The sequence below is a fragment of the Streptomyces sp. bgisy100 genome, from assembly GCF_057709105.1.
In genome coordinates, this window is the sequence record NZ_JBYITE010000021.1 from 12,429 (window position 1) to 26,819 (window position 14,391).

Genomic DNA, 14,391 nt, shown 5'->3' on the forward strand with positions numbered 1-14,391 from the left:
TTTCCGGCCTCCCCGGCCCCTCCCCCGGCAGCCCCCGGCGGCTCAGTGGGTCTCGGTGACCTTGGCCAGGGCGCGCGGCGCGTCCGGGTCCTGGCCGCGGGCGATGGTGACCTCGTACGCCAGCATCTGGAGCGGCAGGATCTCCAGGATCGGCTGGACCTCCTCGGCCACGCCGGAGGTGGGCAGCGCGAAGCCGGCGGACGCCCGGTCGACCTCGGCCCGGCTGCCGATGACGACCAGGTCGGCGCCCCGGCCGCGGAGCCGGTCGAGCACCGGCTGCAGGGCCTCGCCGCCCTTCCCCTCGGTGACGATCGCGATCACCGGCGAGATGTTGTCGACCATGGCCAGCGGGCCGTGCAGCAGGTCGGCGCCGGAGTAGGAGAGCGCCGGAATGTAGCTGGTCTCCATCAGCTTCAGGGCGGCCTCCTTGGCGGTCGGATAGCCGTAGCCGCGGGAGGTGAGCACCATGCGCTCGGCGAAGCGGTACCGGGCGGCCAGCGCCCTGACCTCGTCCTGGCGGGCGAGGATCTGCCGGGCGAGCTCGGGGAGGGCCTTGGCGGCGGAGCCGTCGCCGCCGCGCAGGCCCTCGACGAAGAGGTAGAGCGCCAGCAGCTCGGCGGTGTACGTCTTGGTCGCCGGAAGCGCCTTCTCGGGGCCCGCGAGGACGTCGATGTGGAACTCCGAGACCGCGGCGAGCGGTGAGCCGGCGTTGTTGGTCACCGCGAGGGTGACCGCCCCGGCCGCCCGGGCGGCCTCGGTGGAGGCCACCAGGTCCGGGGAGCCGCCCGACTGGCTGACGGTGATCACGAGCACATCGGTGAGGTCCGGGGTCGCCCCGTACGCCGTGGTGGTGGACATCGAGGTCAGGCCGCAGGGCTTGCCGACCAGCACCTCCAGCAGGTACTTGGCGTAGAGCGCGGCGTTGTCGGAGGTGCCGCGGGCGGTGAGCAGCACGAAGCGGGGGTTGCGGGCCGCCACCTGTTCGGCGATCTCCCGGATCCTCGGCGCCCCCTCGTCGAGGATCCGGCGCAGGACCTCCGGCTGTTCGGCCATCTCGCCGGACATGATGCTGCCCGGCTGCCCGGCGGGCCGGTCCGGAGTGGTGGCGGACATGCTGGGTGCCTCCCGTTGGTTCGGTCGTTGCGGTGCCACGGCCGTCAGCTTCCGGCCGTCCGGCCGGTGATGACCTCCGCGGCGGCCCGCGCGCAGACGCGGGCGGCTCCGTGTGTGGCGATGTGCGGCGCTCCGGCGGGCGGCGCCTGGGGCACGCCCATCTCGACCACGACCGTGGCGGGCCGGACGGCGAGCAGGGCGTCCAGTGCGGCGGCCATCCAGGGGTGCCGGTGGAGATCGCGGACCACGGCGACGATCCTACGGTCACCCGCCCGTTCCAGCACATCTCCGATCATTCCCGGCATTCCGCCCCCGTCCGCGGCCTCCCGGCCGTAGGTGCCGGTCACGGTGCCGGGGAGCAGCCGGGCCAGTTCCGCCGCGATGCCCCACGGGGTCTCGTCCCCCACCGCGATGTTGGCGACGGGGGTGAACGCCGCGACGAACGGTGGAGCGGTCAGGGGCTCGTGGCCGGCGAGCCCGGTGACCCGCAGCGCGCGCCGGGCCGCGGCCAGGCCGACACCGGGGTCGGCCGCGGGCGCCTCGGGTGTCCCCGGCGGCCGGGCGGCGAGCGCCCGGACCCGGCCGGCCGCCTCGGCCAGCCGCTCCTCGGGGAGCTCACCGGCGCGGACGGCGGCGACCAGGGCGTCCCGCAGCCGCAGCACGGTGGCCTCGTCCGCCAGTCCGCCGCCGACACAGACGGCGTCGGCGCCCGCCACCAGCGCCAGGACGCTGCCGCGCTCGATGCCGTAGCGGTCCGCGACGGCGCACATCTCCATGCCGTCGGTGACGATCAGCCCCTCGAAGCCGAGGCCGCCCTCGGCGGCGGGGGCCCGCAGCAGCCCGCCGAGGACGGACGGGCTGAGGGTGGCGGGGCGGTGCGCATCGAGCGCGGGCAGCACGATGTGGGCGCTCATCACGGCGCGGGCACCGGCGCGCAGGGCGGCGCGGAACGGGACCAGTTCGCGGGCGTGCAGCGTCGCGAGGCCGGCGCCGACGGTCGGCAGGTCGTGGTGGGAGTCGGTGGTCGTGTCGCCGTGCCCGGGGAAGTGCTTGGCGCAGGCGCCGACCCCGGCCGACTGGAGCCCCTCCACGTAGGCGGCGGTGTGCCGGGCGACGAGCTCCGGGTCGGAGCCGAAGGAGCGGACGCCGATCACCGGGTTGTCCGGGTCGGAGTTGACGTCGGCCGACGGCGCCCAGTTGAGATTGATCCCGCAGGCGGCGAGCCGGCGGCCCAGCTCCCGGGCGACGGCACGGGTCAGCTCCGGGGAGTCGACCGCGCCGAGGGCGAGGTTCCCGGGGAAGGAGGAGCCCGTGCGGACCTCCAGCCGGGTGACGTCCCCGCCCTCCTCGTCGACGGCGACGATCAGGTCGCCGCGTTCGGCGCGCAGCCGTGCGGTGAGGGCCGCGAGCTGTTCGGGGCCGGCGATGTTGCGGCCGAACAGACCCACCGAGGTGAGACCTTCACCGAGCCGGCGCAGCAGCCAGTCGGGGGCGGTGGTGCCGGTGAACCCGGGCTGGAGGACGGCCAGGGCGTCCCGGGTGAGGGTGTCGGCCCTGCGGGTGAGCGTCGCCATGGAGAAGCGTCATCCCTTCGCTGCAGCGTCGGCTCCGGGGCGTGGTCCCGAACGGTTCGCACCTTAATGGTTTAGACCACTGACCGACAGCTTGGCCTGGACCAATCGGGGTGTCAAGGGCACCCCTCGGCCGCGGCCGGGTCCGTTACGCAGCCGACACCTGGGCGGGAGCCGTGCCCCGGCACGCCCGGACCGTGCCACGATGTCCGCGACGGACGGAGGAGCCGGTGACGGCAGCAGGACGTGAGTCGGGAAGGCTGGCCATGGAGAGCGAACGGGCCGACGGCGGCGGGGCGGCGGGCGCGAACCGCACCGCTCGCGTGCCCAAGTACTACCGGCTGAAGCGGCACTTGCTGGAGATGACGGAGACCCTGCCGCCCGGTACGCCGGTACCGCCGGAGCGCACCCTCGCCACGGAGTTCGACACCTCCCGCACCACGGTGCGCCAGGCGCTGCAGGAGCTCGTCGTCGAGGGGCGACTGGAGCGGATCCAGGGGAAGGGGACCTTCGTCGCCAAACCCAAGGTGTCGCAGGCGCTGCAACTGACCTCGTACACCGAGGACATGAAGGCCCAGGGCCTCGAACCGACCTCCCAGCTGCTGGACATCGGCTATGTGACGGCCGACGACCGGCTGGCCGGGCTGCTGGACATAGCGCCCGGCGGCCGGGTGCTGCGCATCGAGCGGCTGCGGCTGGCGAGCGGCGAGCCGATGGCGATCGAGACCACGCACCTGTCGGCGAAACGCTTCCCCGCGCTGCGCCGCAGCCTGGTGAAGTACAGCTCCCTCTACACCGCGCTGGCGGAGGTCTACGACGTGCGCCTCGCGGAGGCCGAGGAGACCATCGAGACCTCGCTGGCCAATCCGCGCGAGGCGGGGCTGCTCGGCACCGACGTCGGACTGCCGATGCTGATGCTGTCGCGCCACTCGCGGGACACCGACGGCGAGCCGGTGGAGTGGGTGCGGTCGGTGTACCGCGGCGACCGCTACAAGTTCGTGGCCCGGCTGCGGCGGCCCGAGGTCTGAGCCCGGCCCGACGCCCGAACCCGGCCCTCCGCCGGAGCCCGGCCCTCCGGCGCGCCCCCGGGGATCTTCCCGGGGCGCGCCGCACCGGCTCTGACCTGCGGATCCGTCAAGTGTGTCCGTACCGAGATGCGGACAGGGGCTGACGCCGGGCCGCGCGCTCGCTTAGATTTCCTGCGCACTGCAGTGATCGCTGAAGAGGGACGGAGCCGCGGCATGTCGGAACAGCCACCGAGAAGCGAGGGCACCAGGCCGGTGATCACGCCGCCACGCGTGGTCGTGGCCCTGTGCCTGATCGCACCGTTCGTCGCCATGCTGTGGGTCGGCTCGTACGCACGGGTCGAACCGACGGTGATCGGTATCCCCTTCTTCTACTGGTACCAGTTGTTCTGGGTGTTCGCGTCCACCGGTCTCACCTCGCTCGCCTACGTGCTGGTCCGGCGTGAGCGGCGGGCCCGCAAGGGAGGTGCGCCGGAATGAACGACGGCGTGAACGGCGTCGCCCTCGGCGTCTTCATCTTCTTCTTCGTGGCCGTCACGGCCATGGGCTTCCTGGCGGCGCGCTGGCGGCGGGCCGACAACGCCGACAGCCTCGACGAGTGGGGCCTGGGCGGCCGCAGCTTCGGCACCTGGATCACCTGGTTCCTGCTGGGCGGCGACCTCTACACGGCGTACACCTTCGTGGCGGTGCCGGCGGCGATCTACGCGGCGGGCGCCGCGGGCTTCTTCGCGGTGCCGTACACGATCCTGGTGTACCCGCTGATCTTCACCTTCCTGCCGCGGCTGTGGTCGGTGTCGCACAAGCACGGCTACGTCACCACCTCGGACTTCGTCCGCGGCCGGTTCGGCTCCAAGGGGCTTTCGCTGGCCGTCGCCGTGACCGGCATCCTCGCCACGATGCCGTACATCGCGCTGCAGCTGGTGGGCATTCAGGCGGTGCTGGACGTGATGGGCGTGGGCGGCGGCGAGTCGACCCACTGGTTCATCAAGGACCTGCCGCTGCTGATCGCCTTCGGTGTGCTGGCCGCGTACACCTACTCCTCGGGGCTGCGGGCGCCGGCGCTGATCGCCTTCGTCAAGGACACCCTGATCTACATCGTGATCGCCGTGGCGATCATCTACATCCCGATCAAGCTCGGCGGCTTCGACTCGATCTTCGCCAAGGCCGGCGAGGCGTTCACCCAGACCAATCCGGTGACGGACAAGCCGCGCGGATCGGTGGTGACCGGGGAGCCCGCGCAGTGGACCTACGCCACGCTGGCGCTCGGCTCGGCCCTGGCGCTGTTCATGTACCCGCACTCGATCACGGCGACGCTCTCCAGCAAGAGCCGTGAGGTGATCCGCCGCAACACCACCATCCTGCCGCTGTACTCGCTGATGCTGGGGCTGCTGGCGTTCCTCGGCTTCATGGCGATCGCCGCCGGGATCAAGGTCAAGAACGGCCAGCTGGCCATCCCGCAGCTGTTCGAGAACATGTTCCCGTCCTGGTTCGCGGGCGTGGCCTTCGCGGCGATCGGGATCGGCGCGCTGGTTCCGGCGGCCATCATGTCCATCGCCGCGGCCAACCTCTTCACGCGGAACATCTACAAGGACTTCCTCAAACCGGACGCGACGCCCGCCCAGGAGACCAAGGTCTCCAAGCTCGCCTCGCTGCTGGTGAAGGTCGGCGCGCTGGCCTTCGTCCTCACCATGGACAAGACCGTGGCCATCAACTTCCAGCTGCTGGGCGGCATCTGGATCCTCCAGACGTTCCCGGCCCTGGTGGGCGGCCTGTTCACCCGGTGGTTCCACCGCTGGGCGCTGCTGGGCGGCTGGGCGGTCGGCATGATCTACGGCACCCTCGCGGCGTACGGGGTGCCGAGTCCGACCAATCCGGCCCAGAAGCACTTCGGCGGCAGCGCGGACGCCATCCCGGGGATCGGTGAGATCGGTTACATCGGCCTCACCGCGTTCGTCCTCAACGCCCTCGTCACGGTGGTGCTCACCTTCGTGCTGCGGGCGGTGAAGGCGCCCGACGGCATCGACGAGACCACCGCGGCCGACTACACCGCGGACGCGGGCGAACCGGGCGTGGAGACCGAACTGCCGCCGGCCACCGCGGGGGCGCCGGGCGGGCACTGACCCCGGCCGGTATCCGGCTCGACGCGAGCCTGCGGGCCGTCGCCTCCGACACGGGGGCGGCGGCCCGTCGGCGTGTCCGGGGCGCCGCGCGCGGGGGCGGGCGGTACGGGCAAAGCCGGCGGCGGGGCCGGGCGAAGCTGCGCGGACGGGTCCGCCGGACCTCAGAGACGCGCCAGGAACCGGTCCCGGTCGACGATCACCCGGGTGATCTCACCGGTGGCCAGCAGCCGGCCGGCGCCGTCCTGGGCGGCCACGGTGAACCGCACCAACCGGCCGTCGAGGTAGGTGACTTCCGCGGTGGCGGTGACGGTCGCCCCCACCGGTGAGGCCTTGAGGTGGTCGACCTGGACCCGGGTGCCGACCGAGGTGCGGCCGGGCTCCAGCGCGCCCGCGAGCGCGTCGACGGTGGCGGCCTCCAGCAGGGCCAGCAGGCCGGGGGTCCCCAGGACCGGGAGGTCGCCGCTGCCGAACTCCGCGGCGGTGTCGGCCTCGCTGACGGTGTGTTCCGCGGAACCCCGCGCACCGGTCCTCAACGTCATGCCGGACAGGCTAACCGACGCGCCGGGTGACCCCGGCGGGTGATCCGCGAGCGATCCCGAATGGGAATCCGGGCGGCCCGCGGGACGCGCTTCCCCGTCCCCCCGGGCCTCGGCGCCGTTACCACATCTGTTCCCCTGCAAAGCGCACCACCCGAACCCCTGACACAAGATGTGGTGTTGCGTGCGGACCGCGACACAAGATGTATGCTCTTGCTCGCTGTCGTCGCAGGGGAATCCGGTGCGAATCCGGAACTGTCCCGCAACGGTATGAATGCGCTGGAAATGCGCACTTCCAAGTCCGAGGACCTGCCGGCGGCCTGCCCGGATCGACCGAACCGGGCGACGAAATCGTCCGGGCCTCGCGGGTTGGGCCGGTGGACGCTGCGCGGTGCGCTGCCCTGTTCCGGGGTGAGGTGTGCCCGTTCGGCGCCCGTCGTGTCCGTCCGTGCGGCCCCAGCCGAGCGAGGGAGAGCACCACGTGACCATCGCGCCCGCCGATCCGGCTTCAGCCGCCGCACCGGTGACCGAGGCAGACGGCCCCGGCACCGCGCTGCTGCGTACCCTGACCGACCTCACCGCCGATCTGCCCGCGACCGACCCGGGCCGGGTCGCCGCCGCCGCGCTCCGCGGCCGCCACGCGGGCTCCGACGAGGCCGAGTTGCGGGAGCTGGCGACCGAGGCGGCCGCCGGCCTGATCGCCGAGGACCCGGAGTACTCCCGGCTCGCCGCGCGCCTGCTCACCCGGGCGGTCGCCGACGAGGCCGCGAGCCAGGGCGCGGTCTCCTTTTCCGCCTCGGTCGCCACCGGTCACCGCGAGGGTCTGATCGCCGACCGGACCGCGGAGTTCGTCCGCGCCCACGCCTCCCGGCTCGACACGCTCGTCGAGGTCGCGCTGGCCGACGGCGCCGACGACCGCTTCGGCTACTTCGGACTGCGCACGCTGCACAGCCGGTACCTGCTGCGGCACCCGATGACCCGCCAGGTCATCGAGACCCCGCAGCACTTCATGCTCCGGGTGGCCTGCGGGCTGGCCGAGGACGGTTCGGACCGCGCCGTCGACGAGGTCGCCGCGCTCTACCGGCTGATGAGCCGGCTGGACTACCTGCCCAGCTCCCCCACGCTCTTCAACTCCGGCACCCGGCACCCGCAGATGTCGTCCTGCTACCTGCTCGACTCCCCGCTGGACGAGCTCGACTCCATCTACGACCGCTACCACCAGGTCGCCCGGCTCTCGAAGCACGCGGGCGGCATCGGCCTGCCGTACAGCCGGGTCCGCTCCCGCGGCTCCCTGATCCGGGGCACCAACGGGCACTCCAACGGCATCGTGCCGTTCCTGCGGACCCTCGACTCCTCGGTCGCCGCGGTCAACCAGGGCGGCCGCCGCAAGGGCGCGGCCTGCGTCTACCTGGAGACCTGGCACGCGGACCTGGAGGAGTTCCTGGAGCTGCGCGACAACACCGGTGAGGAGGCGCGCCGCACCCACAATCTCAACCTGGCCCACTGGATCCCGGACGAGTTCATGCGCCGGGTCGAGGCCGACGCCGACTGGTCGCTGTTCTCCCCCTCCGACGTGCCGCAGCTCGTCGACCTGTGGGGCGAGGAGTTCGACGCCGCGTACCGGGCGGCGGAGGCCGCCGGGCTGGCGCAGCGCTCGGTCCCGGCCCGCCAGCTGTACGCCCGGATGATGCGCACCCTCGCGCAGACCGGCAACGGCTGGATGACCTTCAAGGACGCCGCCAACCGCGCCGCCAACCAGACCGCGGAGCCCGGCCGGGTCATCCACTCCTCGAACCTGTGCACCGAGATCCTGGAGGTCACCGACGACGGGGAGACCGCCGTCTGCAACCTCGGCTCGGTGAACCTGGGCGCCCACCTGGGCGCGGACGGAGAGATGGACTGGGAGCGGCTGGACGCCACCGTGCGCACCGCCGTGACCTTCCTCGACCGCGTGGTGGACATCAACTTCTACCCGACCGAGCAGGCCGCGGCGTCGAACGAGCGGTGGCGGCCGGTGGGCCTGGGCGTGATGGGCCTCCAGGACGTCTTCTTCCGGCTGAAGCTGCCCTTCGACTCCCCCGAGGCGTCCCGGCTCTCCACGCTGATCGCCGAGCGCATCATGCTGGCGGCCTACGAGGCCTCCTGCGACCTCGCCGAGCGGCACGGCCCGCACCCGGCGTGGTCGGCCACGCGCGCCTCGCGCGGCGTGCTGCACCCGGACCACTTCGGGGTGGAGCCGACCCTGCCGGAGCGCTGGGCGGCGCTGCGCGCCCGGGTCGCGGCCACCGGCATGCGCAACTCCCTGCTGCTCGCCATCGCGCCGACGGCCACCATCGCCTCGATCGCGGGCGTGTACGAGTGCATCGAGCCGCAGGTCTCCAACCTCTTCAAGCGCGAGACGCTGTCGGGTGAGTTCCTCCAGGTCAACTCCTACCTGGTGGAGGAGCTGAAGGAGCTGGGTGTGTGGGACGCCCAGACCCGGGAGGCGCTGCGGGAGTCCAACGGCTCGGTGCAGGAGCTGAACTGGATCCCGCAGGAGATCCGGTCGCTGTACCGGACGGCCTGGGAGATCCCGCAGCGCGCGCTGATCGACATGGCGGCGGCCCGTACGCCCTACCTCGACCAGAGCCAGTCGCTGAACCTCTTCATGGCCTCCCCGACCATCGGCAAGCTCAGCTCGATGTACGCCTACGCCTGGAAGAAGGGCCTGAAGACCACGTACTACCTGCGGTCGCGCCCGGCGACCCGGATCGCGCGCGCCGCGGGCGGCAGCGGAGCGGCTGCCGCGCCGATCCCCGTCCAGCAGACGGCCGAAGCGGCGGACGCCGTCGCCTGCTCCCTGGAAAACCCCGAGTCCTGCGAGGCCTGCCAGTAATGTCCACCCACACCACCGAGATCGCGGCGGACTCCACCGCCGAGAAGAACCTGCTCGACCCGGGCTTCGAACTGACCCTGCGCCCGATGCGCTACCCGGACTTCTACGAGCGCTACCGCGACGCGATCAAGAACACCTGGACCGTGGAGGAGGTCGACCTCCACTCGGACGTGGCCGACCTGGCCAAGCTCTCCCCCGGTGAGCAGCACATGATCGGGCGGCTGGTCGCGTTCTTCGCGACGGGGGACTCGATCGTCGCCAACAACCTGGTGCTGACGCTCTACAAGCACATCAACTCGCCCGAGGCGCGGCTCTACCTCTCCCGGCAGCTCTTCGAGGAGGCCGTCCACGTCCAGTTCTATCTGACGCTGCTGGACACCTACCTCCCCGACCCGGACGACCGGGCCGCCGCCTTCGCCGCGGTGGAGAACATCCCGTCCATCCGGGAGAAGGCGCAGTTCTGCTTCCGCTGGATGGACTCGGTGGAGAAGATGGAGCGGCTGGAGTCCCGGGAGGACCGCCGCCGCTTCCTGCTCAACCTGATCTGCTTCGCGGCCTGCATCGAGGGGCTGTTCTTCTACGGCGCCTTCGCGTACGTCTACTGGTTCCGCTCGCGCGGTCTGCTGCACGGCCTGGCGACCGGGACGAACTGGGTGTTCCGCGACGAGTCGATGCACATGGACTTCGCGTTCTCGGTCGTGGACACCGTCCGCGAGGAGGAGCCCGACCTCTTCGACGAGGAGATGGGCAAGCAGGTCACGGCGATGCTGGAGGAGGCCGTGGAGGCCGAGCTGCAGTTCGCCCACGACCTGTGCGGTGACGGCCTGCCCGGGATGAACACCGCGTCCATGCGCGAGTACCTGCAGTGCGTGGCCGACCAGCGGCTGCGCCGGCTCGGGCTGCCGGTCCGCTACGGCTCGGAGAACCCGTTCTCCTTCATGGAGCTGCAGAACGTCCAGGAGCTGACCAACTTCTTCGAGCGCCGCGTCTCCGCCTACCAGGTGGCGGTCGAGGGTTCGGTCGCCTTCGACGACGACTTCTGACCGGCGCGCGCCGCCCGGCGCCCCCGGGGCTGCCCGGTCCGGAGTCCGAACGGAATATTCCGGTCACTGGGCAACCCCGGCCCCGTGCGTCACATCTCCCTCGGCGAAGACCTCTTCGCCGAGGGAGGAATGCACTCCATGAAGTGGCGCCGTCCGAAACGTGCGGAGGACCGCACCGAGCGGCCCCCGTCCGGCCGCCTCCGCCGCGTCGTCGACTACCCGCGCCGCGGCCGCGGCGGCTGGCGGCGCTGGCTGCCGTCCTGGCGCCAGTGGCTGAGCGCCGCACTGCTCGCGGTGGCGGGCCTGGCCGGGCTGTTCGCCGTCGTGTACGCGAGCGTCGACATCCCGGACGAGAACGCCGCCGCCCGCCAGGAGGGCACCGTCTACTACTGGGCCGACGGCAGCCAGATGGTCAGCGTCGGCGCGGTCAACCGGCAGAACGTCGAGCTCGGCAAGGTGCCGGACGCGGTGGAGAGTGCCGTGATCTCGGCCGAGAACGCCAGCTTTTACACCGACCCCGGTGTCTCGGTGAAGGGCGCCGCGCGGGCCATCGTCAACATGGTCAGCGGGGAGGAGACCCAGGGCGGGTCCACCATCACCCAGCAGTACGTGAAGAACACCTACCTCTCCCAGGACCAGACGGTCACCCGCAAACTCCGCGAGTTCTGCATCTCGCTGAAGCTGTCGAACCACCGCACCAAGCGGGAGATCCTCCAGGGGTACCTCAACACCAGCTGGTTCGGCCGCGGTTCGTACGGCATCGAAGCCGCGGCGCGCACCTACTACGGCGTCAGCGCCGAGCGGCTGAACCCGAGCCAGGGCGCGATGCTGGCCGCCCTGCTGAAGGGCTCCGAGAGCTACGACCCGGGGCTGAGCCGGGCCAACCACGCGCGGGCCGAGGCCCGCTGGAAGTGGATCCTGGACCGGCAGGTCGCCACGGGGGCGATGAGCAAGGCGGAACGGGCCCGGTACCGGACGTTCCCCGAGCCGCGGAAGCCGTCCAAGCCCACCAGCCAGGCGGGGCAGACCGGTTACCTGATCGACATCGCCAACAAGTACATCAAGCAGCGCACCGACCTCACCGACCAGGACCTCGCCCGCGGCGGCTACCGCATCCGCACCACCTTCGACCGGAACCGGGTGCGGCAGCTGGAGCAGGCCGTGCGGCGGGAGCGCCGGCAGAGCTTCGACCCGCGCCGGCGCACGGAAGACCGCCATGTGCAGGTGGGGGCCGCGTCCGTACGGCCCGGGGACGGAGCGGTCGTCGCGGTCTACGGGGGCACCGACGCCACCCGGCACTTCAGCAACAACGCCGACACCTCGGGGGTCCCGGTCGGCTCGGCCTTCAAGCCGTTCGTGATGGCGGCGGCCCTCCAGGAGGAGGAGTTCTCGGGGGAGCTCGCCGGGAAGGGCCTCGCGCCCGTGTCGTCGTCCGGTCTGGCCGGTCCGCTGGTGGCCTCGGAGAACCCGCCGTTCGTCGAGGCCGGCCGGAGGATCGGCCTGGAGAAGGTGCGGGACACGGCGGTCTCCACCGGGCTGCGGATCGACAGCATGGCGCGGCTGGAACCGACGTTCCCGCTCGGCACCTCCACGCCCAGCGCGATCCGTATGGCCGGCGCGTACGGCACCTTCTTCAACGGCGGCAGCCGGGCCGAGCCCTACTCGGTGACCGAGGTCACCCGGGACGGCCGGAAGGTCGGCGGCTTCGAACGGCCCGCGGCGCCACGGGTCATGGACCCGGGGGTGGCCAAGAGCGTCACCGCCGCACTGGGCGCCGTCGCCTGGACCACCCTCGACCCGGTGAAGGCCCGGGACCTCGACGCCGTCGCGGCGGGCCGGACCGGGGAGAACGACCGGATGAAGTCCGCCTGGTACATCGGCCACGCCGACGACCTGACCACCGCCGTCACCCTGTTCCGGGCGAAGCCGGACGGCGGGCCACTGCTGCCGCTGTCGGGCGTCGGCGGTCCGGACTCGGAGCGCGGCAACGTCTTCCCGCAGCGCATCTGGACCGACTACGCCAACGACGTCGCGTAGCCGCCCGCGCCGGACCCGCACCGATGCCGGAAGGGCCGGCTCCCCCAGGGGGAGCCGGCCCTTCCGCGCGTGCATGCTCAGTCGTTGGGCACCGTCTCGTAGCGCGGCGTGCCCTCTTCCATCTGGCGCAGGGCCGCCTTGCGCTCCCGCTTCGAGAGCCGGTCGATGTACAGGTAGCCGTCGAGGTGGTCGGTCTCGTGCTGGAGGCAGCGGGCGAAGTACCCGGTGCCCGCCACGGCCACCGGCTTGCCCTGGAGGTCCTGACCGCGGCAGACCGCGTAGTCGGGCCGGGCCAGCTCGGCGTAGGCGGTGGGGACCGACAGGCAGCCCTCGTTGGAGTCGTCCAGCACCCGGCGCTCGGCGGGCACGTCCTCGATCACCGGGTTGCAGATCGCGCCCACGTGCCGGACGCCCTCGTCGTCCTGGCAGTCGTAGACGAACACCCGCAGGTCGACGCCGATCTGGTTGGCGGCGAGGCCGACGCCCTCGGCGGCCCGCTGGCTGGCGAACATGTCGTCGACCAGCTCGGCCAGCTTGTCGTCGAACTCCGTCACGTCCTGGCAGCGCCGGTGCAGCACCGGGTTGCCGACGACGGTGATCGGGCGGGCGGTGCCGCGCTCGCGGTGGGCCTGCTCACGCGCCTCGGCGTCCACCGTGTCGTCGAGGAACTCCGAGGTGTTCGCCTGCTCCTCGGCCACCTGCTGCCCGCTGTCCTGCTGCGCCATCTCCGCCGTACGCCTTCCTCACGCCTGATCGCCCCGGTAGCGGGGCCTGGCCCCTGTGGCAGGGCCTGCTACAGGGTACGGCCCCGGCGAAGGCCTCAGCAGACCTCTTCGAGATCCCGCCACTCCCGGGTGTCCGGGCTGTCGGCGACCCAGCCGTCGAGCAGCCCGTGGACGAGTCCCGACGGGGCGGCGATCCCGCACTCCCGCTCGGGCACCCACAGGTCGCCCGAGGTCCGGTGCCCCAGCGGGCCGGGGTGACCGGGCTCACTGTGGTCGTGCGGGTCGAGGTGCTGCTCGCCGTCGCCCTCGTCGCTGGGCATGCGGCTCTCCGAACAGGTGCGGCAGAGCAGCCGCACGGAGGAGGACCAGTCCTCGGCGGCGAATCCGGCGTCGGCGGCCAGCCGCTCCAGGGCGTCCCGGTCCGCCTCGGTGGCCGCCTCCAGCAGCACCACCCAGGTGGGCACCGGCGACGGGGCCCACAGCTCGATCTCGTCGAACACCGGATACGACGGGCCCGCGGAGGTGACCCGCTCGCCGTGCGGGACGCCGTCGTGCAGCACGACCTCGCCCCAGCGCCGCCCGGAGGACGGCAGCGGGATGCTCTGCACCTCTATCCGGGCCGGGTCGAGCCGGCGGCCCCAGACCACCTCGGCCTCCCCCTCGGGGGAGAGCCGCACGGCCGCGCTGCCCAGCTCCATGCCGACCGGCTCGTCGGCGGGGGCGCCCTCGCCCGGCACCTTCAGCCCGTAGGCCTGCCAGGCGCGCCGGGCCAGCGGCCAGTCCTGCAGGGCGGTGGCCGCGATGCCGACGTTCCACCAGTCCGGGGCGCCGGTCTCCCGGTCCAGGAGGGCGACGGCGCGCAGCCCGGCGGCGCGCGCCTGCTCCCAGTCGTGCCGGAACTTGTGGAGCAGGGCGAGGTTGAACCACGACTCGGAGAGCCAGGGTTCCAGGTCCGCGGCCCGGGTGAGCAGGGCGCCTGCGTCCTCGTACCGGCCGTCGCCGATCAGCGTGAAAGCGCGGTCGGTCGCCTGCCGCCACGAGGCGGAGGGCCGATGCCGTACCTTGCCGAAGATCCTCACGATTCCCGCCTGCCGCTTCAGCTCCGTGTCCTGCGCCGTGCCGGCGCCGGCCGGTCACGGCCGGGGCGTCCTGGCGCCCGCACGACGTCCCCCTCGGTCACCGTGGTCCGGTCACCGTCTCCGCTGCCTCGTCGGGCACCGGTCTCCTTCTCCTGATCGATTCCATGACGACCACGGGGTGGCCCGCGGATTCCGCGTCGGCTCCCTGAGGACAACCTGCCACAGATCGGCTGTCATCTCAGCCCGGATCCCGACGCTCACCACTGC

The 14,391-nt window shown here is 72.3% G+C and carries 11 protein-coding genes and 1 riboswitch; of the genes, 6 read left to right on the top strand and 5 right to left on the bottom strand.

Features of this window, described 5'->3' with window-relative positions; translation table 11 throughout:
• Positions 1–42 precede the first annotated feature (42 nt).
• Positions 43–1,113: an SIS domain-containing protein gene (locus AC3EQ1_RS16245; RefSeq protein ID WP_432095021.1), complete on the bottom strand. Its 1,071-nt coding sequence runs from the start codon at positions 1,111–1,113 to the stop codon at positions 43–45.
• A gap of 44 nt (positions 1,114–1,157) precedes the next feature.
• Positions 1,158–2,687: a glycoside hydrolase family 3 protein gene (locus AC3EQ1_RS16250; protein WP_432095022.1), complete on the bottom strand. Its 1,530-nt coding sequence runs from the start codon at positions 2,685–2,687 to the stop codon at positions 1,158–1,160.
• Between the two features lie 263 nt (positions 2,688–2,950).
• Between AC3EQ1_RS16250 and AC3EQ1_RS16255 the strand changes: the two genes are divergently transcribed.
• The 3 genes from AC3EQ1_RS16255 (at position 2,951) to mctP (ending at position 5,829) form a co-directional block, all read left to right on the top strand.
• Positions 2,951–3,712: a GntR family transcriptional regulator gene (locus tag AC3EQ1_RS16255; RefSeq protein ID WP_432095082.1), complete on the top strand. Its 762-nt coding sequence runs from the start codon at positions 2,951–2,953 to the stop codon at positions 3,710–3,712.
• Between the two features lie 213 nt (positions 3,713–3,925).
• Positions 3,926–4,189 carry a DUF3311 domain-containing protein gene (locus AC3EQ1_RS16260; RefSeq protein ID WP_432095023.1) on the top strand — a complete coding sequence of 88 codons (264 nt, stop codon included), beginning with the start codon at positions 3,926–3,928 and terminating at the stop codon, positions 4,187–4,189.
• On the top strand, positions 4,186–5,829 hold the full coding sequence (gene mctP, locus AC3EQ1_RS16265) for a monocarboxylate uptake permease MctP (protein ID WP_432095024.1): 1,644 nt from the start codon (positions 4,186–4,188) through the stop codon (positions 5,827–5,829). Before AC3EQ1_RS16260 ends, mctP begins: the two co-directional genes overlap by 4 nt.
• A 161-nt stretch (positions 5,830–5,990) precedes the next feature.
• Here the strand turns inward: mctP and AC3EQ1_RS16270 are convergent, their stop codons facing one another.
• Positions 5,991–6,368 (bottom strand): thioesterase family protein, encoded by a 378-nt coding sequence (locus AC3EQ1_RS16270; protein ID WP_432095025.1) that lies wholly within the window; start codon positions 6,366–6,368, stop codon positions 5,991–5,993.
• Positions 6,369–6,572: 204 nt separating this feature from the next.
• Positions 6,573–6,696: riboswitch (cobalamin riboswitch) on the top strand.
• A 150-nt stretch (positions 6,697–6,846) separates the two neighbouring features.
• On the opposite strand from AC3EQ1_RS16270, the gene AC3EQ1_RS16275 reads away from it, so the two are divergent.
• The 3 genes from AC3EQ1_RS16275 to AC3EQ1_RS16285 all read left to right on the top strand — a co-directional run bounded on the left by AC3EQ1_RS16275 (position 6,847) and on the right by AC3EQ1_RS16285 (position 12,320).
• Complete coding sequence (locus tag AC3EQ1_RS16275) at positions 6,847–9,240, top strand: ribonucleoside-diphosphate reductase subunit alpha (protein ID WP_432095026.1); 2,394 nt, start codon at positions 6,847–6,849, stop codon at positions 9,238–9,240.
• Positions 9,240–10,283, top strand: a complete 1,044-nt coding sequence (locus tag AC3EQ1_RS16280) for a ribonucleotide-diphosphate reductase subunit beta (RefSeq protein ID WP_432095027.1) — start codon at positions 9,240–9,242, stop codon at positions 10,281–10,283. The genes AC3EQ1_RS16275 and AC3EQ1_RS16280 overlap by 1 nt, the downstream gene beginning before the upstream one ends.
• A gap of 138 nt (positions 10,284–10,421) precedes the next feature.
• On the top strand, positions 10,422–12,320 hold the full coding sequence (locus tag AC3EQ1_RS16285) for a transglycosylase domain-containing protein (protein WP_432095028.1): 1,899 nt from the start codon (positions 10,422–10,424) through the stop codon (positions 12,318–12,320).
• Between the two features lie 77 nt (positions 12,321–12,397).
• Here AC3EQ1_RS16285 and def read toward each other — a convergent pair whose 3' ends face one another.
• Together def and AC3EQ1_RS16295 are read right to left on the bottom strand one after the other, a co-directional pair.
• The gene (gene def / locus AC3EQ1_RS16290; RefSeq protein ID WP_432095029.1) at positions 12,398–13,045 is read right to left on the bottom strand and encodes a peptide deformylase; all 648 of its coding nucleotides are present in this window, start codon (positions 13,043–13,045) and stop codon (positions 12,398–12,400) included.
• A gap of 95 nt (positions 13,046–13,140) precedes the next feature.
• Positions 13,141–14,124 (bottom strand): tetratricopeptide repeat protein, encoded by a 984-nt coding sequence (locus tag AC3EQ1_RS16295; RefSeq protein ID WP_432095030.1) that lies wholly within the window; start codon positions 14,122–14,124, stop codon positions 13,141–13,143.
• Positions 14,125–14,391 lie beyond the last annotated feature (267 nt).